This window comes from Nostoc sp. (assembly GCF_036917395.1).
In the GTDB taxonomy this organism is placed as follows: Bacteria; Cyanobacteriota; Cyanobacteriia; order Cyanobacteriales; family Nostocaceae; genus Nostoc.
In genome coordinates, this window is sequence record NZ_JBALDI010000089.1 from 1 (window position 1) to 25,168 (window position 25,168).

Annotated in this window: 22 protein-coding genes and 1 pseudogene; 16 read left to right on the plus strand and 7 right to left on the minus strand. The window is 39.3% G+C overall.

The window, feature by feature from the left end:
- Positions 1 to 199: hypothetical protein (locus V7K46_RS31790; RefSeq protein WP_335120427.1), on the minus strand; the 199-nt coding region annotated here is incomplete at its 3' end.
- Positions 200 to 218: 19 nt separating this feature from the next.
- Between V7K46_RS31790 and V7K46_RS31795 the strand changes: the two genes are divergently transcribed.
- The 7 genes from V7K46_RS31795 (at position 219) to V7K46_RS31820 (ending at position 9,967) form a co-directional block, all read left to right on the plus strand.
- On the plus strand, positions 219 to 401 hold the full coding sequence (locus tag V7K46_RS31795) for a hypothetical protein (protein ID WP_335120429.1): 183 nt from the start codon (positions 219 to 221) through the stop codon (positions 399 to 401).
- Positions 402 to 603: 202 nt separating this feature from the next.
- Positions 604 to 1,656, plus strand: coding sequence for a methyltransferase (locus tag V7K46_RS31800; protein WP_335120431.1), 1,053 nt, complete (start codon positions 604 to 606; stop codon positions 1,654 to 1,656).
- Positions 1,657 to 1,763: 107 nt separating this feature from the next.
- Positions 1,764 to 2,147, plus strand: coding sequence for an EamA family transporter (locus V7K46_RS32245; RefSeq protein ID WP_442939895.1), 384 nt, complete (start codon positions 1,764 to 1,766; stop codon positions 2,145 to 2,147).
- Positions 2,148 to 2,538: 391 nt separating this feature from the next.
- Positions 2,539 to 3,702: a TauD/TfdA family dioxygenase gene (locus tag V7K46_RS31805; protein ID WP_335120433.1), complete on the plus strand. Its 1,164-nt coding sequence runs from the start codon at positions 2,539 to 2,541 to the stop codon at positions 3,700 to 3,702.
- Positions 3,703 to 3,981: 279 nt separating this feature from the next.
- Positions 3,982 to 7,482 carry an amino acid adenylation domain-containing protein gene (locus V7K46_RS31810; protein WP_335120435.1) on the plus strand — a complete coding sequence of 1,167 codons (3,501 nt, stop codon included), beginning with the start codon at positions 3,982 to 3,984 and terminating at the stop codon, positions 7,480 to 7,482.
- Positions 7,483 to 7,737: 255 nt separating this feature from the next.
- Positions 7,738 to 9,384, plus strand: a complete 1,647-nt coding sequence (locus tag V7K46_RS31815) for a glycosyltransferase family 39 protein (RefSeq protein ID WP_335120437.1) — start codon at positions 7,738 to 7,740, stop codon at positions 9,382 to 9,384.
- A 31-nt stretch (positions 9,385 to 9,415) separates the two neighbouring features.
- Positions 9,416 to 9,967 carry a GtrA family protein gene (locus V7K46_RS31820; RefSeq protein WP_335120439.1) on the plus strand — a complete coding sequence of 184 codons (552 nt, stop codon included), beginning with the start codon at positions 9,416 to 9,418 and terminating at the stop codon, positions 9,965 to 9,967.
- Here V7K46_RS31820 and V7K46_RS31825 read toward each other — a convergent pair.
- Together V7K46_RS31825 and V7K46_RS31830 are read right to left on the minus strand one after the other, a co-directional pair.
- A complete protein-coding gene (locus V7K46_RS31825) occupies positions 9,947 to 10,186 on the minus strand; it encodes a hypothetical protein (protein ID WP_335120441.1) in 240 nt (79 codons plus the stop codon). The genes V7K46_RS31820 and V7K46_RS31825 overlap by 21 nt on opposite strands.
- A gap of 308 nt (positions 10,187 to 10,494) precedes the next feature.
- A complete protein-coding gene (locus V7K46_RS31830) occupies positions 10,495 to 10,767 on the minus strand; it encodes a hypothetical protein (RefSeq protein ID WP_335120444.1) in 273 nt (90 codons plus the stop codon).
- A 143-nt stretch (positions 10,768 to 10,910) separates the two neighbouring features.
- Between V7K46_RS31830 and V7K46_RS31835 the strand changes: the two genes are divergently transcribed.
- The gene (locus tag V7K46_RS31835) at positions 10,911 to 11,168 is read left to right on the plus strand and encodes a hypothetical protein (RefSeq protein WP_335120446.1); all 258 of its coding nucleotides are present in this window, start codon (positions 10,911 to 10,913) and stop codon (positions 11,166 to 11,168) included.
- A 74-nt stretch (positions 11,169 to 11,242) separates the two neighbouring features.
- On the opposite strand, the gene V7K46_RS31840 is transcribed toward V7K46_RS31835, so the two are convergent.
- From V7K46_RS31840 to V7K46_RS31855, 4 genes are all read right to left on the minus strand, one after another.
- Positions 11,243 to 12,745: a bifunctional metallophosphatase/5'-nucleotidase gene (locus V7K46_RS31840; RefSeq protein ID WP_335120448.1), complete on the minus strand. Its 1,503-nt coding sequence runs from the start codon at positions 12,743 to 12,745 to the stop codon at positions 11,243 to 11,245.
- A 152-nt stretch (positions 12,746 to 12,897) separates the two neighbouring features.
- A complete protein-coding gene (locus V7K46_RS31845; RefSeq protein WP_335120451.1) occupies positions 12,898 to 13,296 on the minus strand; it encodes a hypothetical protein in 399 nt (132 codons plus the stop codon).
- Between the two features lie 21 nt (positions 13,297 to 13,317).
- The gene (locus V7K46_RS31850) at positions 13,318 to 13,830 is read right to left on the minus strand and encodes a tellurite resistance TerB family protein (RefSeq protein WP_335120453.1); all 513 of its coding nucleotides are present in this window, start codon (positions 13,828 to 13,830) and stop codon (positions 13,318 to 13,320) included.
- Positions 13,831 to 13,945: 115 nt separating this feature from the next.
- Positions 13,946 to 14,941 (minus strand): nucleoside hydrolase, encoded by a 996-nt coding sequence (locus V7K46_RS31855; RefSeq protein WP_335120455.1) that lies wholly within the window; start codon positions 14,939 to 14,941, stop codon positions 13,946 to 13,948.
- An 853-nt stretch (positions 14,942 to 15,794) separates the two neighbouring features.
- On the opposite strand from V7K46_RS31855, the gene V7K46_RS31860 reads away from it, so the two are divergent.
- The 8 genes and pseudogenes from V7K46_RS31860 to V7K46_RS31895 form a co-directional block, all read left to right on the plus strand.
- Entirely contained in the window at positions 15,795 to 15,947 is a 153-nt protein-coding gene (locus tag V7K46_RS31860) for a hypothetical protein (protein WP_335120457.1), read from the plus strand.
- 125 nt (positions 15,948 to 16,072) lie between these two features.
- Entirely contained in the window at positions 16,073 to 17,719 is a 1,647-nt protein-coding gene (locus V7K46_RS31865) for an urea transporter (protein WP_335120459.1), read from the plus strand.
- A 6-nt stretch (positions 17,720 to 17,725) separates the two neighbouring features.
- A complete protein-coding gene (locus V7K46_RS31870; RefSeq protein ID WP_442939894.1) occupies positions 17,726 to 19,024 on the plus strand; it encodes a PP2C family protein-serine/threonine phosphatase in 1,299 nt (432 codons plus the stop codon).
- Between the two features lie 65 nt (positions 19,025 to 19,089).
- On the plus strand, positions 19,090 to 19,677 hold the full coding sequence (locus V7K46_RS31875) for a DUF6272 family protein (protein WP_335120461.1): 588 nt from the start codon (positions 19,090 to 19,092) through the stop codon (positions 19,675 to 19,677).
- A 49-nt stretch (positions 19,678 to 19,726) separates the two neighbouring features.
- Complete coding sequence (locus tag V7K46_RS31880) at positions 19,727 to 20,083, plus strand: slr1659 superfamily regulator (RefSeq protein WP_335120463.1); 357 nt, start codon at positions 19,727 to 19,729, stop codon at positions 20,081 to 20,083.
- An 86-nt stretch (positions 20,084 to 20,169) separates the two neighbouring features.
- The gene (locus V7K46_RS31885) at positions 20,170 to 21,813 is read left to right on the plus strand and encodes a mechanosensitive ion channel family protein (RefSeq protein ID WP_335120465.1); all 1,644 of its coding nucleotides are present in this window, start codon (positions 20,170 to 20,172) and stop codon (positions 21,811 to 21,813) included.
- A 14-nt stretch (positions 21,814 to 21,827) separates the two neighbouring features.
- A complete protein-coding gene (locus V7K46_RS31890; protein WP_335120467.1) occupies positions 21,828 to 23,573 on the plus strand; it encodes a hypothetical protein in 1,746 nt (581 codons plus the stop codon).
- Between the two features lie 1,405 nt (positions 23,574 to 24,978).
- Positions 24,979 to 25,168: pseudogene (locus V7K46_RS31895) on the plus strand (hypothetical protein); the annotation flags it as partial.

Here is a 25,168-nt window from a genome sequence, read left to right on the forward strand (position 1 = left end):
GAGTTTCAGCAAAATTACTGAGTTCGGGGGGAAGAGACTGAGTTAGACGAATGAGTTGGTCAATCTGAATCTGAAGTGTATAGTAGTCCTCATGCCGCCTTTGAGCGATCAACTGACTATTAAACGTTAAGAAAACAATTAACACTCCCAATAAAGCAGCTAGGGACTGGGATACAGCAGAAAATAACTCAATCGCCATCGCCTTACCATTCAATGCTTTGATAGCGTTGATATCTTTGCTGTGGGGTATGATGCGATCGCCATTTACGAAAAATGTTGTAGCTGCTAATCCTCAGACTATCTTGGTGAGCAAAGCCAAGATGACCAAAGCTTTACAACTTGCCCGCTTTTTTTATGCGGCTAGACACAGAGTTATTCTGATTGAAGGGGCAAAGATGTAGAACTAGTGGGTTTACCCCTTGGGTAGTGCTAACGATTGCTCTCTCTAGATCAACTTTTCACTAGCTTTTAAATCATAATTTCAGGAACCACAGTTCCTGAGTTGGGCTTTGGGTATTAAGTGAGCATTTTCTACCCAATAGTTCAATTCAGTGTATATTATACCTACTAGCAAACCCTGATAATTTCACAAGGAGAAAGAATTTGTTAGGAACGACTTCAGCATCCAAGAAGCTTGCCCAGATGACCTATGGCTACTGGCAAAGTCAGTGCCTTTATGTGGCAACAAACTTAGGTATACCTAACCTCTTACAGTCAGGATCAATGACTGTAGAAACGATCGCAAAAGAAACTTCTACAAAAGTAGAAACTCTCTATGTTCTTCTCCGTGCTCTAGCTCATTTAGGTGTGTTTGTAGAAAAGCCCGGACGTGTATTTGCAGCAACAGAACTCTCAGAACACTTGATTACAAATGCAGAGCCTTCTCTTGGACATTTCCTGATGCATATTATAGAACCCTCTATGTGGGATGCTTGGAGAGAATTAGGGAATTCCTTGAAAACAGGCGAAGTTGCTTTTGAAAGAGCACAGGGCAAGAATTTCTACGAGTTCTTTATGACAGAAAATCCCGATAGTAGAAATCTGTTTAACAATGCCATGAGCTTTTTAACGAATCAAGCAATTGATTCGCTGTTTGAGGTCTATGATTTCGGTCAATTTAATACAGTTATGGATGTTGGAGGCAATCAAGGCGCACTAATTGCTCATATTGTCAAAAAATTTGGCTGTAAAGGCATATTGTTTGACCTACCGCACGAGATTGAAACAGCTCCTGCTTTCCTCGCAAAGCAAGGAATTGATGAAGATGCCGTGCAAGTCATTGGTGGTAATGCGTTAGAGGAGATACCAAAGGGTGCAGATGCGATCGTAATGAAGTATTTCCTCTCCGTATTCAGTGTTGAAGATGCGATCAAGGTATTAACTCGGTGTAGAGAAGCTCTCTCCAAAGAAGGTAAGGTAGTACTTCTACAAACACTAGTTCCACCGCGTGGTGCGCCGGTAGAATATCCAGATGGGACTATCCCAGCTCTTGCAGCAGTTCAGATGATGGTGACAAACCCGGGGGGTTACTGGCGCACAGAACAAGAATATAAAGAGTTGTTTGAAAAGAGTGGCTTTCAATTAGAAAAAGTCATTTATACGGGAACTAGCTTGACAGTGATGGAATTTAAGTATCATGAAGTTATACACGAGTAATAATTTTCATGCAGAGTGGGAAAGCTCCACTGTTCACTGTGTCAGTAGGGTGGCTGATTTGGAGGAAAAGCTTTGACCGTAGATTTTTGATCTGGATGCTTATAGCGATGGCAGGAGCTTGCCTTCTAGCATACTATGACTTTTCATCCGCTAATGGCAAACTCCAAGGAGATATAACAGCAATACTATCAGCCGCTTTTCTTGGCCTATACCCACTCATTGTAGAGCAACTACGAACTCAATTGAGTCCGAAAGTTATTATGACTTGGTGCTCTGCGATCAGAACCCTGTTGCTTTTGCCTATTGTTATACTCACTGAAGATAGGCTTTTTCCGTGTTCTTTAGGTGGGTGGCTTTCGGTAATTTCCCTAGCCTTAATATGCCAAATATTAGGACTGGGACTTTATGCTTATTCCCTCAAAAGTTTATCTTCAGGATTTGTTTCCTTATGCGATTTATTTGTTCCCGTCCTTAGCACCCAAGAAGCTTGAGTTCTATTTTCCGAAAATATCAACGTATTAACCTTGATAAGTTTGCTGTGATTATGTTAGGAGTATATATCACATCATCTAACCAATCTACTATTAAAACTGAGGTGGAATCAGTTAATTTAGAAGCATTAAAAATTGGGAATTTATAAGGATATTTAGCAATTGTTAACTGGATAAATTTTATAATTATTTATTATGCTAATACATTTATAAATTATCTAAAAACTTTTGTTGGGCAATAATAGTCGTTATTATTAGCGTTTTAGGTGCAATTATGAAATTAATGCTAAAAATGCTTGTAAAGCTTGATTTTTAAAGACAATTTAGGTATCCTAATTAAAGGTTCAATATAATATTACCGATTAACTAATTTTATCATTTTAAAAAATCCATGCCAAATCTTCCCATTTCTATTTCAAAAGACATGAAGTTAAGGTTTTTGCAAGATAATGAAAAAACCTTTATAAGTAATGAAAAAGAATTACCTTTAGTGATTGAGCCAATCAAGGAAAAATCTTTTGCAGTTCTGAAGGGATTAGTCAATGAAAGTAGCGACTGGTTAAATCAACAGCTAGATACATACGGAGCCATTTTGTTTCGGGGATTTGAAGTTGAGGATGCAGAGCAATTTCAAAAAGTGTTAGAGCTACTGAACGTACAATTGCAGTCAGTTTATCATTTTGGTAGCGCTCATCGTGTACGAATAACTGATAAAATTTTCACCTCTTCTGAAGCTCCACCAGATAGAATCATTGCTCCTCATAATGAGCTGAATATGGTACCAATGCGACCGAGTGTACTCGCTTTCTTCTGCCAAATTCAGCCAGATATATATGGCGAGACTCCCATCATCAATACCGAAAAGTTATTTGATAATTTATCTCCTAGCTTACAGTACAAAATTGCCAATTTCCCTCAACGATTTGTGCGATATGTTCCTAAGCATCTATTAAAGATTGTCTTTGAAGGTCTTTTGCAAGAGGAGATTACCAGACTTCTTCAAGAACAAGGATTTGATTTCAACTGGCAAGAGGATGGTTCTATTTATTTTGAATGTTCTTATATTACTTTATTTAGTCATCCAAAAACAAGTAGGCTCTGCTTTTGCCTTAGCATTGTTGATTCTTTAGTTAGTAGAGAATGGTATCGAAACATTGGGCAACGATATTCATTTTGGAAAAGGCTATATTACAATTGGCTACCAGCGAACTTATACAAAAGATTTCAACAAGGATTAACAACAGCAGCAACTGTTGTCGATAGTTCGCAAAAACGAACCAGTACCCTTAACACATATTTTTTGAACGAGGATGGTCAAGATACCGAAATGACGCAAGCAGAAGCACAAGAGTTAGGCAAAGCTGAATGGAAAAATGCATCTGTCTTTAAATGGAAACAAGGCGATATTCTTGTGATGGATAATCTACAGGTCGCTCATAGTAGACTTAATACTAAACTTAAGCGAAAGATACTTACGGCTTTCGGTAATATGTGCAACATTCGTGATATGAAACCAGCTTCATTAGCAACCCATCCCATAAGCATAGACGTTTAAAGGCTTGCCTTAACTTTATCCGGGAACGAAGCCACGCGCAGCGTCTTCAATAGAAGAAGGTATCGTGTCTTATTAAATTTTCTAAGTCGCAATTGTTTTCTTATTCATTTTTATTGAAAATAATTCTATTTAGGGATTAACAACATCAGTAAGTGCTTTATGACTTACATCTTAACTGCTCCCCTCTTTTTAAATTAACAATTAAAACAGTAATCTTATCAGTCTTATAAATTGTATAAACTGCATATCTGTTCAATCGATAGTTAAATAAACTGAGATTTGCGCGGTTACATTTTTTTCAATCATTATCTGCTACCTCAAAAAAATAATAATTTACAAAAACCTATGAATAATAAATACTTAAATATGAAAGCATTACTTCCTGTAGAAAATTCTGAACTCAAAAGGGTGAAAGATTATTGGGAAAAACAGTTATTTGGAGAATTACCTTTACTGGAGTTACCTACTAGTTTACTTCGTTCTCCTCTAATAGCATTTAATGGTTCTTCCTTGAGTTTTGTTATTAGCAATAAATTAACTAGCTTACTAAAAAAACTGGTAATTAATCAAAGTGTTAGCCTTGAAAACCTTCTTTTAGCAGCCTTTAAAGTTTTGCTTTACCGTTACACGAGTGAAAAAGATATTCTGGTAGGATTAATACTAACTCAGTCAGATAAATGCGAATTTGAAAGAGTTGTTGACAAGTCTGCTAACAAAATAGTTGTTTCACGAGATTTGATTTCAGAAGGTCTTTCATTTAATAAGTTCCTGAGTCAGGTTAATCATACAGTTTTAGAAATAATAGAGTATCAAGATTATCCGTTTGATTTATTGGTAAAACAATTACAATCAAAGTTTAACTCAAGTCATTCACCTATTTGTCAAGCTTCGTTTGCTTTTCAGAAGACAAATGAACAGGAAAATATATTAAAATACGAGGAACTAGCCCAGCCAAAAGTAGAGTTTGATTTAAGTTTGGAAGTTATCCAGTTTTCTGAATCATTACTAGGTTATTTTAAGTACAATAGCAATCTGTTAGATGGAGTGATGGTTGCTCAGATTAGCGAACATTTCCAAAATTTACTGGAAAGTATTGTCTCAAACCCAGAACAATCAGTAGCTCAGTTACCATTGCTGAGTGAGAAGGAACGAGAGAAAATACTGGTTGATTGGAATGCAACTCAGACCGATTATAACCTGGCAATCTGTCTCCACCAATTAATTGAAGCACAGGTAGAGCGAACACCAGATGCGATCGCAGTCTCTTTTGCAGGAGAACAGCTTACTTATAATGAACTGAACAGGAAAGCAAATCAACTAGCGCACTACTTACAAACACTGGGAGTTAAACCAGAGGTATTAGTAGGTATCTGTATTGAGCGTTCTTTAGAGATGTTAGTAGGACTTTTGGGTATCTTGAAAGCTGGCGCAGCTTACCTACCCTTAGATCCATGCTATCCACAAGAACGCTTGGAATTAATCTTATCTGATTCTCAGGTGTCAGTGTTACTGACTGATAATCAAAAGTTATTTGCTGATGATGAACAAAGGAAAGTTGTCTGTTTACGTACAAACCTGGAAAATATTGCAACCCATAGCGAAGACAATCCTGCACCACGTGCAACTGCTAAAAGTCTAGCTTATGTTATTTATACCTCCGGCTCAACTGGTAAGCCGAAAGGAGTAGAAATTCCTCACGGCGCTGTGGTCAATTTCTTAAAATCCATGCAGTATGAACCCGGAATAACAGCGTCAGATGTACTTTTGGCAGTGACTACAATATCATTTGATATTGCTGCCTTAGAGCTATATTTACCCCTAATTACGGGGGCTAAGGTGGTATTAGCTACCCGAAAAGTAGCTAGTGATGGTAGGCTGCTTAAAGATATTATTGATACTACTGGTGCTACAGTTATGCAAGCCACACCAGCTAGTTGGCGGATGATGCTTGCAGCTGGATGGAGTGGTTCTCCTCAATTAAAAATTCTCTGCGGTGGAGAAGGTTTGACTAGTGACTTGGCACAGCAATTATTAGAAAAAGGTGCTGCTGTATGGAATCTGTACGGACCGACTGAAACGAGCATTTGGTCTACTGTCTTTCAGGTAGAAGCTGCGAAACTATCTCATGCGCTAGCCCCCATCGGTCGTCCCATTGCCAACACACAAATTTACATATTAGATTCTCACCTCCAACCAGTCCCTACAGGAGTTATTGGGGAATTGTATATAGGTGGTGTTGGGGTTGCACGGGGATACCTCAACCGTCCTGAACTCACTGCTGAACGGTTTATTGTTAATCCTTTCTCATCTAGTTCCTACTTTTACAAAACCGGAGATTTAGTTCGTTACTTCCATGATGGCATCATTGAATATGTTAGTCGAATAGATAATCAAGTAAAAATTCGGGGTTTTCGGATCGAACTTGGAGAAATAGAAAACACTCTTTCCACTCATCCACAGGTGCAAGAAGCGGTTGTGATTACCCAATCTGATCGACCAGAACAAATACAAATAGTCGCTTATCTGACTGTTCAACAAGGGCAACCAACGCCTGATAACCTGCGTGATTTCCTTAGACAAAAGCTACCAGATTATATGGTACCAACAGCTTTTGTCATATTAGACAAATTACCCTTAACTCCCAGTGGAAAAATAAACCGTCGCGCTTTGCCAAAGCCAACAGTTTCTAGCTTCACCCAGCACAATGAATTTGTCGCACCGCGCAACGATACCGAACGGGGACTGGCAAAAATCTGGTCAGAGATTTTAAACATTCAGCCAGTAGGTATTAAAGATAATTTCTTTGAAATCGGTGGAAATTCTCTTTCAGCAATCCACTTAATAGCTGCAATTGAGCAGCAGTTTGCTAAGGAATTACCCTTATCAGCAGTCCTAACCAATCCCACCATTGAAAAGTTTGCAAACCTTCTTAATACTAGTGGATATACTTTTGATCGCTCCCTCCTGATCCCCATTCAACCAAAAGGTAACAAGCAACCATTTTTCTGCGTACATCCCGCAGGAGGTCATGTTGTCTGCTATTTAAAACTCGCGCAGCATCTAAGTACTGATCAACCGTTTTATGGTTTGCAAGCGCAAGGATTTCATGGGGAAGAAGAACCATTAACGCGAGTTGAGGATATGGCAAACCTCTATATCCAAGCAATTCAGAAATTTCAGCCCCAAGGTCCGTACTCTATTGGAGGATGGTCATTTGGGGGAGTTGTGGCGTATGAAATGGCGCAGCAATTACATAAACAGGGACATGAAGTCTCTTTGTTGGCAATAATAGATTCTTATATTCCAATTCTCTTAGATAAAAATAAAAAAATTGACGCTTTATATTTGGTTGGCGTTCTTTCCAGGTATTTTGGCGGAATGTTAGGTCAGGATAATTTGATAATGCCTGATGAAATCAACCACTTGAGTATTAACGAACAAATCAACTACATTCTTGACAAGGCGGTAAAAGTTAAAATATTACCGCCATCAAATCAAAGTCAACAAAACCGACGCATTCTCGATGTATTAGTCGGAACCTTAAAAGCAACTTATTCCTATGTGCAACAGCCATATCTAGGAAAAGTTACCGTATTTAGAGCTACAGAAAAGCATATTATGGCTCCTGATCCAACTCTTGTGTGGGTGGAATTATTCTCTATCATGGATGCAGAAGATATTAAAATTGTTGATGTTTCCGGTAATCACTACACATGCATTTTGGAACCTCATATACAAGTCTTAGCAGAACGCTTGAAATCATATCTAGCGGAATTATAGTTATCCATCCTGTTCTTTACCGATTAGACACGTCCGAAATATGAAATTGGGGTAAAAAAAATGGTTGGCTGGGATTTTGACGGTCTACAAAAATAAAAAATCAACTTCATTATATTCAAGAATATCCGTACCGAAAAAAACAAATTTTGAGAATAACCGATGACCATTTTCGTGAGTTGTTTAACTTTAATACTATTTATTGAAGGTTTTCAACCCCTTTATTTGATAAATTATCTGGATGATTTTAATTAAACAATGAATTTAGAAAAACAAACTTCAATAGCTAAACTAATTCCCCCAATTTTGTTAAAAATATTAGTGATTTTGATGATTGGGTTAGGTATCTTCTTTCGCTTTGCCCATTTGGGTCAAAAAGCGATCTGGTACGATGAAGTTTTTACCTCTCTAGCAATTTCTGGTCATACTGTCGCTGAAGTGCAACAGGAAGTTTTTAATGAGAATATAATTCCTATTACTGCCTTGGATAAATATCAACATCTTAACCCAGACCGAGGCATCAATGAAACGGTTCGCTATTTAATAACCTCAGACCCACAGCATCCCCCTTTGTATTATGTGATGTTGAGATTGTGGGTGCAAGTATTTGGAGATTCGTCAGTTGGATTGAGGAGTTTATCAGCGGCGATCAGTCTGTTGGTATTTCCCAGTGTGTATTGGCTGTGTCTAGAGTTGTTCGAGTCCCCAATTGTGGGATGGGTGACGATCGCTCTCATGGCTGTTTCTCCCTTGCAAATTTTCTTAGCTCAAGATGCACGCCAATACGGTTTGTGGATGGTAACAATCTTAGTATCGAGTGCTGCCTTGTTGCGAGCTATTCGACGCGAAAATCTTGCTAGCTGGGCAATATACGCTATTACTTTAGCTCTAGGATTATATACTCATTTATTTACGGTTTTGATAGCAATATCTCATGGAATTTATGTAATTTTTAGACACAACTTTCGTTTTAACAAAAGTCTTGTCAATTATCTCTTGGGAACTTCAGTTGGGATATTTATTTTTCTTCCTTGGCTATTTGTAGTTATTACTCATATCAGCACTGCCCAACAGCTAACGTCATGGTTATCATCAATCAAGATAGATAATCCTTTCGATTTAATAGCTATTTTCCTGACTCGGCTCACTCGAATATTTTTTGATGTCAACTTGGGTTCGGAAAATACATGGGATAACAAGTTTATTTTAGAAAGTAAGAATCTTTATTATAGCATTATATCTGTAGTATTTTCTTTAAATTTGGTTTTGTATATTGGGTATTGTATAGTCAAAAAATGTACTAAATCTATAAGTCTATTTTTACTTTTATTAGGAGGTGTTCCAGCTCTATGCTTGCTGTTACCAGACCTGATTGGGGGTGGGATTCGCTCTATTACTTTTCGGTATCAATTGCCTTTATATCTCAGTATCCAAATTGCTGTTGCTTATGTTTTAAGTTTCCATCTATTCTTTGAGAAACACTGGCGGCAAAAAGTTTGGCAATTCTTAATAGTTGGAGTTCTGATAGCTGGGCTAGTTTCAGATGTGATGTTTTTTAAAGCTGATACTTGGTGGACACAGGCAAGAAACCAATCTTGGCAAATAGCAGCTAAATATATCAATAAATTCGACAGTCCTTTATTAGTAACTAACGACAATATTGTAAATATTGGAGCCTCCCTATATTTCAGTCATCTTTTAAAACCAAAAATAAATTTATTATCAATACAAAGTGACCATCTGCCGCCCCTACCTCAAGAGATAAACAATATTTTTTTGTGGGATGATAATCATACGAATAACCAAGACTTGGTGGTTCGATTTGAGGATAATAAAACCTATTCAGTCAGTTTGATTGACCCAGTTTCAGAACTGTGGCAAATCGAAAAAATTCAAAATAAATAAAAAAGTTATTGAGCTATAAGAAGTCGATTAAGTGTGTAAAGAACATCAAAAAAATAAAAATAGAGATAATCTCCATCTGGATACAAATTATCCAAGCTTGCAGTCGCGTCTTTCCTGGTTGTCTATAGCTCGATTTATCCGCTTTAGTGTAGTGGGTTTAATTGGGGTAGCGGTAGATTTGGGAGTGTTTTATTTTCTGCACAACCAGTTAAATTTAACGTTAACTCTTAGTGCTATGCTTTCAACAGAAGTTGCGATTATTAATAATTTCCTTTGGAATGATGTGTGGACTTTTAGTTATGTCTCTCAAGAGCAGCAATCAATCAGTCAACGATTACAACGGTTTTTCAAATTCAACCTAATCTGTTTTTTTGGCTTAATTTTAAATAGTTTAATTGTCAATTGGGTATTTTATAAATTTGGAGTGAATGAATATATCGCTAAATTGGGGGCGATCGCTTGCGTTAGTCTTTGTAATTTCTGGCTCAACCTAAAGTTTAACTGGCAGGTTAAAAAAAGCAATATAGGCATCACCGTGCCAAAATGGGAAAATTCATCAAATTCACCAACGGCAAAGAAATAGTGGTAGAGACTGCTTGGCGCTGGGAGTGGGAACGAGTGCTTTAATATGCCACCAGTTGAGTGCGATCGCTACGGCTTGTTGAAGCTTGTCGGGAGTTTTGACCAGCCGGAGTAAGGATGGTGTCTGGGATGGTTTAGTAATCTTTCCCCTCAGTTCCTTTGGCAGAGTATCAACTACTTTCAAGGCAAGGGATACACAGCCGGGAAATGGATATTGCACTGAATAAATAATTAACAAAAGACATTAGACGATTAGCTTTTGACATTGTTAAGGCTGTACATGTCCCCTGATGCTATTCATCTGCTGCCTTGATAATGCCCTTAGCGACTAGCTTTGATAGCTACGCCAAATCAAGAAAGAGAACGTTGTGCTAAACCACAACGTTGTTTGCACACATAACAAAGACGACCGCCCCTGTCTACCAAACTAGTGCGATCACCTTTTACCCTTTTATCAAGGAACTCTATTATGCCTTACATAACACATACACAGGAAGCAATTCCTAGTTTTTTCTTGATGAACAAGTGTTAGCCCAAGCTGAAGTAAACCACTACCTCGCAACCCAAGCCAAAGCTGTAGCCCCAACCCAAGACCCCCTGACATCTCGCGATCGCCGCATCATTGGTGAGATTACCGAAGGAAGTAGAACCCAAATCAGTTTGTACCATTTGGATAAAAGGCGGAATCACTTTATGGGTGCAGTTTGTGGAAGGCGGACGACTACCCTTTGATCGCAACTGGTTCGCTACAACAGTGGCAGAGGTCAAAGCGACACTACCAGAAACGCCACGGGAACGCAACGAGCGATTGTTTCCCCCAAGAGAAATGCAATTGCCCGGAATATGCAATTACAGATAATTAAGCAAGTAACATCATACTTTGGATTCGGGTTTCTATGACTGTTGTGCTACCTCCAGCAGATCCGAACGCAAATGTGTAAGAAATGCTAGTACTGGAAGTGAGAAAAGGCGATTGCAGTCATAGAGTTATGCGATCGCCGCTCAAACGAAATTTAGACAATCCAAATCATCATGATAGACAGAATATAATTAACACATTTTCTCTTCAAGAAGCCCAGTTGCATGATTCCCTAGAGAAAATTCTCTTACCTCCCACAAATCCCAACGCCGAGGTGCAAAAAATCTCTGGCTACAAACTTGTCTATGTCATTGTTTCATTGTGGCATTGTTGCTCTGGTTAACCAAATGGCTGCCCCCAACGCCACCAGTTCTCGGTAGTTGAAAGGTGTGAGCCATTTCAAAATCAAGTTCAACTTTAACTTTTGCCGTAGGCGTTGCTCAATTTGTAGATCAATCTTCCTTCGATCTGGCTATTAAGATTTTGATGATGGCTAAAGTACTCTTCAAGAACATTCTGGCAAGATGTTGAAATTACCTTAGCATTATCTAATTTTGTCAAGTCTTCAATTGTTATACCTAGACTATGTAGTGAATTTTTATAATGATATTCCTCTATACAGATAGTGTATTGAGCATCAGCTTGTACAGGTTGTCCATTAATGCTCAAAGATTCAAGCTGATTTTGTGAATCACTGTAAACTGCCTGAATACCTTTGCTGACCTGAAAACAACAACTTTCACCAGGTATTCTATTTTCTAATTTCATAATATGTGCGAATATCTTAGTAAGCTGTACGCCTGTAACTTGAAGTTTATAAAGTACATCGTCGTAAGGAAAAACTTCTTTAATATCGCTGAGTGTAACTAGCGGTCCTAATTTTGTTCTGCGAATTGAACCACTTCCGATCAAAGTTACATCCAACATATCTAGTTGGTCAACAATATCAACGATTAAGTTACCCAATTCTGTTTCTTCTTCACGCTTAGGATGGGTCAGTTGACGAGCTAATCGTCCAATCAGTCGGTTATATTTGCGATCGACTTCTTCTTGAAAAATCGTAATCAACTTTTCAATTTCTCGATCTGGTTCAGCTAAATTATTATCTACAGGCAAAAGTTGCCACTGCCATTCTACAATGCTGTTAGTGTCGTCATCTACTATAATATCAAAGCGTCCAATTTGGTCTGTGCCAATTCCAGCTTGTGCGATCAGAATATTGTTAACTTGGGCAGGTTGCTCTAAAAATGTATGCGAGTGTCCGCCAATAATCATATCTACACCCCATTCAGGGTCTAACAATGCCGCTAGTTTTTTATCCTCTTCAAAACCAATGTGAGTCAGCAGAATTGTTAGGTCAATGTCGTCATTGTTGTAGGCGTTGCAAATTTTGCCAACTTCGGAAGCAGCATTTTCAAGACTTACAAATGTACCAATACTGCTGTCACGTTTTAATGTCTTCAAAGCTTCTTCAGTAATAATCCCGATGAACATAATATCGAATCCATCGACATTCAGGATCAGATAGGGAGTCATTAAGCGTTTATTGTACTTTTTGATATACAAGTTGGCATTCACAATTGGGAAATTTGCCATTTTTTCTAAGAACAGTAAGTGAGGCAATCCATAATCCAATTCGTGATTCCCCAGAGTTACGACATCTGGAGCGAGGTAATTCATAATCTCTATGGTTGAAATACCTTTATATTCCTTATCAATCAGAGAACCCTGGAGCATATCACCAGAAATCACAAAAAGCACGTTTTTCTCCGATTGGCGAACCTTATTAATATAGCCAGAAAGCAACGATACTCCACCAATCAGATGACCTTCTTCACCCCCAGCCTCTGCCAGAAAGTCTCCATGCATATCATTGGAATGCAAAATAGTGAACTTTTTAAATCGTTCTATGGTCATCATCTTTTACCTTTGTGAAACTAATAAATTAATTTTTCTTAATTTAAAATTGGCAAGCGTATACAGATTTAAACTATCAGATATTGATCGAGAAAGATTTAGTCATGAAATGACTAAATAACTTTCAAATTTCTTATTTTATACGTTAGAAAAACTTACAGCATCTCCGTCACAATGCTAAATAGATTGAGCGCCCGATATTGATTACTAAAAATTTTGGCAAATTCCCTGGAGTAAAAAGGTTGGCTACGGTAGACAAATCCTTCAGCAACATTGTAACGAGTCAAATCAGAAAAATTTTGAGCGATCGCCTGTTCTTGCTTCTCGTTTTGAGGAATCACAATAGTATAAAAAACCTCGGAGATTTCGTCATTGTTAAGATAACGACGAAACATTCCATTCAGTTCAATATTAATCAGTCTTTCTGGCTCGGAAATATTTTTATCAATCCTAATGAGTATGTTAATTAAGTCCTGTAATTGAATTATCTGTTCAGTTGGAGGAGAGGTTGCCAAGTAGTTCTCAACATCTTGTCGCAGCTTAATAAAGTTCATCTCTGAATCATCGCTTTGTAACTAAAGCATATTCCAAGAAAACTCAATACCCCATTTCTGTGCGAACGTATCAATAAATTTTCGTTCCCGTTCATCCAGCCTTTCATCAATTAATGCAATCTGGCAGAGAATATCAATGATTGTTTTATGCTGAGGCGGTTTAAATAAAGCTATTGCTAAATCTCCAACTTCCTTTCGCTCTAAATTGAGAGCTTGCTTCAGTAATGTGAAAAAGCTTTTATGACGTTCTCCAGGAACCCATAGTTCTATTCCCACTGAAATATTAAATGTCACGAGCAATAGATATAGAGCTTCTTGAATAAATCCTTGCCACTGGCCAACAAACAGATAATTTAATGTAAATACGCTACCTGGCACTATACTAACGAACATCGCCGTAATCGAAATACTCTCAGCAACCGTTTTATCATGCTTGCGCTTCCAGAGCTTGTTTGCCCGCAGATAAATGTCTGTAATCGTGAATCCAAGTGAAGCAAATGTCAAATAGAAAATCAGTTGCTTAAGGAATTCCATGTTTGAATAAGTTCCTTTTTACGATCGCCAGTAGTAACATTTGTGAAATAACTAGTGAATAATAGCCACTAACTACTAACCTAAAATCAAGAGCAAGCGACTCCACAAGAGAAGCTTAGAGCTTGACGCTTATAAATAGGTGCTTCAAATCTTCAACCAAGCTGGTAAAAAATTTACCTTCATTTACCTGCAACGCCACCCAGGCATTTGCTGCTGCTTTCGTGGCAGGACGACTATCAATCAATGTCTGTCCTAGTGTCCACTGTCCCTTTGTTTCAACCCGGACTTTTGCTCTTTTCAGCATCAGGGTTTCTGGATAAAACAGGTATCCTAATGTTGCCGCATCATGAACAAGGAAACCTGAAATTCCTCCTGTTTCTCGATAACCCAACGCTGTGCCAATCATAAACTCACAAAGATTTGTCAAGAACTGAGAAAGTTTACTCTCTGGATTTGCTTGAGTGACTGCCACAATCATATCTCGCGTAAAAATTAAGCGTCGGGTCACGTCTAGCGGCAGCACAACGATATCGTCTCGGCTATCAAATACTGTCCGAGCAGCTTCAACATTAAACCAAATATTGAATTCGGCATGGGGAGTAACATTACCAGGACAGAAGAAAGCACCCCCCATAATCACGATTTCCTTGGCTTTTTTTAGGATGCCGGGACTTTTTGTTTCTGCTGCTGCGAGGTTGGTTAAGGGTGCGATCGCTACGATGGTAATTTCCCCCGGAGCAGCATTCAACTCCTCAATAATCAGTTCATCGGAGTAGGGAGCATCCTCAAAAGTGTGCGTGGCAGGGGGTAAAGTATGAGAAAGATTGCCCATCCCATCCGACCCATGAATATGCCTGGCATCTTCTATAACTTCTCTTTTTGCAAGGATACCGCGACCCACCTTAATGTGTGGGAATCCTACTAAATTTAAAATCTGGCTAGCACTAGAAAACGTGCATTTGGCTGCAACATTGCCATCTGCGGAAGTAACAGCGACAAGTTCCGCGAGTCCTTGTTTGACCAAGCTCAGAAGCCACAAGAAGGTATAGATATCATCTCCACCTGGATCGGTGTCGAGAATAATTTTGGGATGAGTAAGTTGAGTTGTCATCAAAAAAATTGCTCCAGTCAAAGATGATTGTATAAAATTTTAATTAGGTATTAAGTCGGTCAGTGCGAATAAAGTTAAGTAGTTAGGGTCGTCAATTGTCAGTTGTCAGTTTTCATTAGTAAGGGTTTCAAGCATATTTACATTTCGTAAGCTAGTGATGTTTATTTTCACTCACCTACTTATTAAAAGTTATTTATCTAGGGTTATCATATTAATTATTACTTCATATAACTTCAAGCAATTACATGAATGCCATCTATTTTTGTATGTTATCAGATATTTTTAGTTAGTGCTTTACAGACTAGTTTTTTGCGCCTGTTGCATGTCCCATTGACACCCTGTTTTCAATTGGTAGTAGATAGCGTTGCATACACGAGCATATATCAGTTGTGCAACGATGTCTACTTGATTTGGCTGGTGAAATTAAGAGAGCCACAATTAACCCTTTTGAGTCGCTAAGGTCGGTATAACAAGTCTTTCGAGCCATGATTTATATATAATACTGCTGATACAGGATTTTAGATTGCAATTTTCATTAATTAATCACCTTGAGATTGACTTTATAAATAGCCTCTCGCATAGTCAAAGTTATGATATTTATGACTCGACATTAAGAGTAGTTAGTGTAACAGTATCTAAAATTGAGTTAAAGCAAGGTAAAATATATTACATTTATGTGATTGTTTAATTTTACAGAAATATGCTTTAATGATGAAATACAAGAAGTATTAGCAAAAGTTTATTTATAAAACTCTTATTTAGTATTTCAATTTTTATTCCTTTATATTGAAATTTTTTAGCTTTTGCAAATATCAGCTTATTCGGTTTGCTCCAAAATAAAAAAGGAAAAACTATGAGTAAGCAAGTATGTTCTATATTTACTATTGATTTAGTTATCGTCATTGATACTAGTTTTGTAGTTAAAAACGCTGTGAAACTTGAGTGCGAAGAAAACCCAAGGGAAACACACGTAATTTCTGAAGTGCTTACTGAAGAAGGATACTGATGAAATATCTGAAAATGAAACACTCAACCTTTTGCTATGAAAAAATTATCAGACTCGAGATACATTTGCATTAGAAAAAACTTTTAGAACTAAACAGCCTATTTTTTGTTGGCAATCTAGACAAAATGGATAACGATCCCTCTCCTCTGCATGAGTTAATTTCTCACGTTTTATCTTCAGAGGAATCAAAATTAAAGATTTCAAAAAGCTTATTGCCATTAGGTACGATGCAGTCCCTCAATCAACGCTTAATGGCTCAACCTTTATTGGATTTTATTAACGCCACTCTCCGCGGGATTGGTCAAGTCATTTTTGTCAATAATCCTGTGAGCGGTCTACTATTTTTAATTGCCATGTTCATTCAGGCTCCTTGGTTAGGGACAATGAGCCTGCTGGGAACTGCGATCGCAACATTAACAGCAATTATTTTAAAAAAACACTTTGCAAAAATTTTCCACATCAATCGGGATGACATTCAAAATGGCATTTTTGGTCTGAATGGATTACTCACCGGAGCAACGATCGCATCGCTGGGGCTATTTGGCAATGGCACATGGAATCTAAATTGGGCGATCGCAGTGATTGTATTCGCCTCTGTTTCCACGGTATTAATGGAAACTGTGGGAGTCTGGTTTGCTAGCCACTTCCGAGTAGCTCCGCTCGGTATTCCATTTCATATCGCGGTGCTAAGTTTTCTTATTCTCGTGCTATTTCTACCTCAAACTTTCTTCGATTTTGGGTCGTTACCACCTATTTATCCTAGTCAATTTAACGGGTTGCAACTCGCTCAATCGCTACCGCTCAGTATTGGGCAGGTGTTTTTTTCCAATAGCTGGGTTGTTGGAATTTTGATTGTTTTAGGGATTGCTATCTGCACCCCGATTAGTGCCATTGTTGGCTTGCTGGGATGCGTAATGTATTTACTTGCAGGTTTACTGCTGCAAGTGACTCCTAACGATTTGTATACTGGGCTATGGGGTTACAATGCTGTGCTGAGTGCGATCGCCATTGGTGGAGTATTCTACACACCAAATTTCTTCAGTATTTCTATTGCTCTGGGTTGTGCCTTTATTGCATCGCTAGTTAGTTGGGGCTTGGCAGCTTTATTTGCGCCGCTAAAATTGCCCGTCTTAGCGCTGCCCTTTGTGATTGTAACTATTGGCTGTTTTCTGATTTTACGGCGATCGCTACCCTCGCTCGTGCCGGTAGCACTACATACAGTTGCCAGTCCCGAAGAACATCGGCAACGGTTTTTAGTGGCAAAGCGGATTATTTCTAACTTTCGTCGTCACCTTGCGGCCGCGATCCAAAGTAAGCCGCGCCAACTGCTGTTTAAACAAGCGTCTTCTACCTTTAAAGGAGACTTGCGCTATATCTTCGATGCCATTGACCAAGACCATAGTGGACATCTCTGTATTGAAGAATTAACTAATCATTTAAACCAGGCAGGAAAGGGGTTGTCGGATAACGAAATCGCGCTATTATTCACAAGTATGGACAGCGATCGCAGCAACACAATCGACTTTGAAGAATTCGGTGAGTTAATGCTGCGCCATCGTCAGTTGATGGCAGAATACAACGATTTTCTTACTTATTTTTTACCAATTGATGCTGATGAAGACAATATTATTAGCCTTGATGAAATGAATATCGCAATGGCAAGTGTGGGAGAATCGCCATTGACAAAAGATGAAATTATGTTTTTACGCGATCGCACAGCAGGGCAACTATTAACTTGGAATCAATTTATTGAAGCGATACTACTGATTTAAAGAGCGATGTCTACGACGGGCTATTCGGTGTCGCAGCTTGAGCATCTTTCGACAGAACAACTCAATGTATTTAATTTTATTAGTATAGAGAATTTTTCTATGTGGCATCTTGGCTCTGAATTGTTGACATTTTATTTTATTCCTCATGGTCATTGCTATCTTTGGAAACCCGGTTTAGTTTCGCTACACGTTATCTCTGATGCACTCATTGCCCTATCTTATTACTCTATTCCCATTACACTCTTCTACTTCGTTAACAAGCGTAAGGATTTGCCTTTTAATTGGATTTTTCTACTATTTAGTGGATTTATCGTAGCTTGTGGTACTACTCACATCATGGAGATTTGGACGCTTTGGTTTCCAACTTATTGGGTATCAGGATTAATCAAAGCGCTAACAGCACTAATATCTGTATTTACAGCCGTACAACTTATCCCCTTAGTTCCACAAGCCTTAGCACTTCCTAGCCCAGCTGAATTAGAACGAGCAAATCAGGAAATCAAACTCTTAAATGAAAAACTCACAGCCGAAAATCTCCGAATGGGTGCTGAACTAGAGGTGACTAAACGGTTGCAACAGATGATTCTGCCTCAACCGGAAGAATTGGAAATTGAAGGACTCGACATTGCCGGATATATGGAACCTGCTGATGAAGTCGGTGGTGACTACTACGATGTACTACATACCGACGGAGTTACTACCCTTGGTATTGGTGACGTGACTGGACACGGCTTAGAAAGCGGAATTTTGATGGTGATGACCCAAACAGCCGTGCGAACCCTCAAAGAGCTAGGCGAGTATGACTCGGTGAAGTTCCTCGATGCCCTCAACCGCACTATATACAAAAATGTGCAGCGAATGAACTCAGAAAAGAATTTGACGCTGGCTGTCCTGAATTATTCAGAGGGCAACTTAAGCATCAGTGGACAGCATGAAGAGACCTTGATTGTCAGGAGTGACGGAAAAATCGAACGTATCGACACAATGGATCTCGGCTTTCCGATTGGACTCGATGATGACATTGCCGATTTTATTAGTCATGCAACAGTAGAATTACAGCCTGGAGACGGCGTTGTTCTTTACACCGATGGCATTCCAGAAGCCTATGATATCGACAAGAAACAATATGGTGTGGAACAACTGTGTGAAGCAATTAGCCAGAACTGGCACAACTCAGCACAAGGGATTAAAGATACTGTGATTACCGATGTCAGGCGGCACATTGGCAAGCAAAAAGTGTTTGATGACATTACCTTGCTCGTGTTGAAGCGAGAAGCTGAACAGCCTGATTTAGTAAAAGCGTAGACATAACTTGAATTTAGGAACATTCATTAATACAAAACTCAATTACCACTAAAACAGGAAAAACGATGCCACAGATTTTTGGCGATTTCATCGAACAATTTCCTCCCGATCGCAACTCACTCGAACTTACATTTACCCCAGATTCTCGCCCGATTAAACAGCGCTGGCGTAACAACCGATTATCGGCTTACTTTCTTGCTGACTATTTCTCTAACTTTCTGCCAATTGATGAAGACGACCCAACTCATGCACGACAGCTTAAAGAGGCGCAAGCTGCTGTGGTTTTTGTGGCAAACGAACTGTTAGAAAACGCCATGAAATTCAACGATACAACCACTCACTTTAAGGTAAAATTTGGGATTCATTTTTTAGAAGAGGAGGAGATCGCGGCTGTCCTTTTTGCCACAAATAGCCTGAGTGCGGCAGGTGTTGACAAATTTCAGGCATTTATTCAAGAACTGCTAGTTTCCGATCCCAACGAACTTTATATCCAGCAAGTTGAAAAAAGTGCAGAGGAAAATAGTGAAGCATCAGGTTTGGGGTTTTTAACCATGATCAATGACTACTCTGCACGACTAGGCTGGAAGTTTGATGTGGTTCAAGAACAGCCCAATATTACTACAGTCACGGCAATGGCACTTTTGCCAATCTAGAGTTTGTTCTTAATAATGATGTTTCAATTATTGCTCAGGGGAATCTAACATGGTTGCAATGCAAGACGTTAAAGGCGAGGACTACACCGTACACGTTGAATCTGACACTTCAACGGTTCACTTCCAAGGAGAACTAAGTTTAGGTGGCCCTGCGGAGTACGCTCCGATTGCCGATCTCTTAAATAAAGTGGTAGACACTGAGCCAAATACGATGACTCTGAATCTAAGAAATCTGGGATTTCTAAATAGTTCCGGTATCAGTATGTTGTCCAAATTTGTGCTGAGTGTGCGGAAGAAGAAAGGCGTTCAGTTAGTCGTGCTGGGGTCAAATGATATGCCCTGGCAAGGCAAATCTCTGAAGAACTTGGAGAAACTGCTACCCGGACTCAAAGTAGAGATTCAGTAGAGTTTACACCCCATCCTTGCACACTACACAAAGTCAAAGCCAATGCTGTCTTTGCCATACATCGTTGGTAAATGGACTTAAAAACAATGTTGAAAGAACTTTTACCATTTCAAGCCAATACCTGGAGTTTTTTTCTAAGTAGCGTAGTGCTGACGATCGCCGGTACAATACTTCTTTACATCATATTATTTTATGTTCTGCGTTCAATCTTTCGTAAATTTGAACGAGACATTGCCTTGGTGACGCTAAATGTATCTGCGTATCCGGCTCTGGCAGTTTTTATTCTAGGTATTCTTAAATTTACCTTTCATCAGTTGCCCTCCGTGAAGCTGATTGACGGTATTGAAAATTTATTGGCAGCTGGTTTAATTATCTCGATTAGTTACTGGCTGGTTCAACTTTTTACTCAGGTTTTCATTTATTACCTGCGGGGGTATACCCAAGAAACTGAATCTATGTGGGATGATGTGCTTTTGCCCCTGCTGGAAGCAGTTGTTCCCGTGATCGTTTTCACGCTAGCCACTGTTTTTGTGCTGAAATCCTTTGGTGTGGATCTAACAGGAATTTGGGTGGCTTTGGGTGGAGCAACTTTTGTAATTGGCTTTGCAGCTCAAGGAATTTTAGCTAACTTCTTTAGTGGAGTTGTATTACTGATTGATACTCCCTTTCAGTTTGGCGATGTGTTACTGCTGGAAAATGGCTCCATTGCCATGCTGCAAAAAATTGGAGTGCGAGTAACTCAACTTTATATACCATCTAAGCATTGTGATATTTATATCCCCAACAGCACACTGCAAAGTCAAAACATTACAAATCTCAGCCGTCCGACCTCGTACTACCATTACTCTACCGACATGAAACTGCCGATCGCACTGAATGTCAAAGAAGCAAAGCATGTGATGGTAGAGGTCATCCAGGCTCATCCCGATACTCTAGGTGATATTGACCAGAAATTAGCACAGATTGATCGCTACTATCAGTTAGAAGGATTAGAAAACCAACAGAAGATTGGCAAATTGCGTCTGCTTGCCGAACAGGAAGTGAACTTTAAACTAGAAGAAATTGCACCTGCGCTTGAGGCACTTGTCGTCACCTTGCAGTTTGCTGAAAAAGGTGGCATGACCAACGAAGAAATTGAGAATGTGCAACAAGAGTATCGAGAGTTTTTAAGCGCAATCGGTTTAGAAGTTGTCACCGAAATTTATCACAATCGCTCAGTTTTTGCACTTCAAGAGAATCGTTCTAAAGATAGCTTGATTGAACTGATCCGAAATTGGTATCGCATTTATATTCGGGATTTTCATCTTTTAGATAATGATAGCAGCATTATAACTGAAGAATGGGAACGCAAAATCAATTTGTTAAAGCGGAGAGTGCAGCGTTTGTATCAAAAAATTTCTAATCCTCAAAGTGAAGAAACCCGGTTAGATGACTATGTAATGGAACTGAACCGATGGTTACGAGAACGATTTAAAGAACCCCGACAAAAGTGGCAGGAGCCACAAGTTTTAATCAAAGGAATCGAAAATAGTGACGCGATAACTTACGTTCAGTTCAACCTGAATTTCTTTGTTGATGATATCAGGCTAGAAAACGGTCGTCGGGGCGATCGCGTCAGCAGCCAAATTTATGAAGAGGTTGTGCGATACCTCAAGCAGAGCGCCACCGAAGCAATTGAACCTCTAGCGAAGTCCAACGCAACTATCACTGTCCAAAGCGATAACTTATAATTCACACTGACACCATGATTACCTCTAACTTACAACCGAAACCAACGCTTGATGCTGCACAGCGCACTCTGATGGCTGAAGCTTTCCAAGTTGCTCGTCATATCACAAATGGTAGTGGAGATGCTCATTCACAAGAACGATGGCAGCAACGGCTTTATGAATTACAAGCAACATTACAAGGATTTGCCCATCCAATTTGTCGTGAGGATTGTGCAGTAGAAACTATTCCAGTCAATGTCCGTCAAGCGTTTGCCGAAGCGATCGCCTTACTCAAGCACTACTACGAAGTAGGGGGTGCAGTTTGGCAGGCAACTGTATCATCTATCACATTAACTCAGTACAAAGTTGAGGCAACACCAGCTGAGTCATTCACATTTGCCATTCCTCAACTCTGCCAACAGTTTCAGTTAGCAACTGAAGTTCAGGAACAAATGACAACACTGTTGCAGACGGTCGATCGTAAGGTCGTTCAGCAAAAGCAGATCATTCAGGCAGCCCTCACGAATGTCGGTTTATTACCCAACTTAAAAAGTGCGCCGCCTGCTGCACCACTAGTTTTATTTCAACATTTATTTGGAGACATTCCCATTCCAGTTGAGGCGATCGCAGTTCTTTTCACAGAGACTCAAATTTACTTTTGTATTGATTATTCTGACAATCAACTGCGTGATTCAGCCGTGTGGGAACAGCTATCAGAAATTGAACGCGAACAAATCCAACAGTTTTTAGAATCCCTTAGTAACTTTAAGTTTGAACAATTCCGTCACTTTCCCTCATTTAGCTTTAGTGATCCAGCAAGCATTGATGCTGCTTGGAGTGCTCGTCTGGCTCAAGCAACTGATTTAAGCCAACCGCAAATTCTCCAAACTCTCAGTCATTCAGTGAGTATTCTGGCTACAAAAGATGCCGAAAAATATTTGCTGCATGACATCTGGGGACATAACTGGCAGTCCATGCTGACTCAATTTCGGGGCGACTATCAGATATTGGCAAGTTGTAGCGATCCACTACGACCGGCTGAGACTGCCTATACCGACTATGGGCCGTTGACCTGCCGAGAAATTTTTCAGCGCCAAGGAGAACAAGTGTCTGTTGATGCAGAACGGGCACGGCTGTTTTTTCAAGGAGAGGTACGGCAACGTTTGGGGCTAATGTTTACCCATTTAATTGGTGAAATGGTTGCAGATGTAGCAGAGTTCAAATTCATCTGGGATCGTCCGGAATTGAGTGAACAACTTCCATGTTCCTCCTCACTCAAAGAAAATCCGACGAAACTGGATTTTGCATTTGCAGATTTAGACTTTTTATTTTTGCGAGTACTGCAACCGTTGTTAGATGTCAAGCTATCGAGCTTTGAAGAATCAATTTTAGAACAAGAGTTGCTGGCAGAGTGGGGCAGGTTGGGAGAGTCTATCCAGTCACTAGAGGCGCGAGTCAGTTTGAAGCAAGCGATCGCCCAACTTTACCAAATTTTCTTTGAGGAGTATTGGCTGACCTGTTTGCCTACAATCACAGGTAATACCAGCATTTATGCCGATGTAATTGCCAATTTGGTTCACCTGCAAAATGTTATCAATACTCTCTTTACAGATGTTAGCTTACATACTCTAGCTGATGTTCCATTTCAAACTTTGTTGCTTTTATTCATGGGGTGCTATTGCAGTGGCGATAGTTATGAAGAGTTCTGGCAAGTTGACGATGCGATCGCTCAATACTTTATTCCCTGCTACCGTCAGCTAAGTCAGTTGATTAACAAGTAAAAACTAAAAAATAATTGCGTGAATTGATCTTTACAGAACTTACGCAAGAACTCTCTGAAACCCTTATTCCTTTGTGTCCTTCTCTACGAGACGCTGCGCGAATGCGTCCTTCTCTAACGAGACGCTGCGCGATTGCGGTTCGTTTTATCATGATTTTGCGTAAGTCCTGTTTAATAGAGGGTGAAGCATGACAAGCCAATTTGCATCTCAAAATAATGGTATTAGGACTTACACATTGACAGAAAAGCCAAAATAACAGGTATAGTTTTCAAGGCTTATAGCTAGGTTTTTCAATGAGATTTTGGCGATGCCTGCGGCGGGCTATTCGGCGTCGCACCCAATCAACGGTGATTTACAAAAGCCTGAAACAACGTATTTTCGTTAATGCACAAGATAGTTATTTTGTACAGTGCGTAAGTCCTAGGTATAAGTAAAAATAATCAACTTGGCAAACTCTCCAATTTTGGAGAAATACCCGGACTTGAAGGTTTAGGAACTCGTTCAGTTGAGGCATGGTTTTTAGGAGTAAAAGCAGAAAATGCTGATGAACTTGAGCGTTTAATCGTAGAAGCAATTCGCGATCACGCATTTTTGCGGCGAAACTTTTATCCTGGCGATCCCACCTACGTCACAGAGCAAATTAAGCAGAAATAAGATTACTTAGAGGTTGTTTGAAAAGTGTTTCGCTGTGACCTTAGGCACTTTTAGATCCCCCTTAACCCCTCTTTTTAAGGGGGAAACCGGAATCAAAGTACCCCTTTTTAAGAGAGATTTAGAACTTTTGATACCAACAAGAGGACTTTTAAAACATCCTCTTAGAAGTAATTGATAATTTTAAGGATAACTACCGCACTTTGTTGGCGTGTGCCTGTTGAATGCTGCCAGAATCCTTTTAGACATCATCTTATAAACCTATGATTGATTATAAATACCAAGTCGGTGGAAGTTTGACAGTTAATGCACCTAGTTATGTGCGAAGACAAGCAGATTACCTACTTTATGAGGCTCTTAAACAGGGAAAGTTTTGCTATATATTGAACTCTCGACAAATGGGAAATCCTCTCTGCTTGCAAGTACAAAACATCGCTTGTAACAAGAAGGATTTAAATGCAGTAGCATTGATATGTCGATTATTGGTACTTCCCATATCACTCCACTCCAGTGGTACAAGAGTGTAGTTGGTGATTTATGGTTAGGTTTTAATTTATCAAATAAAATTAACTTAAAAAGTTGGTGGGGGACTTCCAAAAAATAAAATCAACAATACATAGAATGATAATCATTTTTAGGAGGAAAGAAGCAGCCATTGGCTGCTCCTTCCCTCTCCCAGTTGTAGTAAATTTAACTTAGATTCAATTTTTTGGGTGTATAAGAGTGTTGATACAATTAACTGATTCATTGAAAAATCTTCGATAAAGTTACAGCAGCAAGACGGGGTTTTCAAGCCCAAACTGTACTCGGATTAGGTTATGGTGGACAACTACTAGTTCAAGAGGAGTTGGGGTGGGATAGAAATACTATTCGTAAAGGGATTAAAGAATTAACTAATGGGATTACTTGTGTAAATAATATCAGCGCGAAGGGGCGTTATAAGG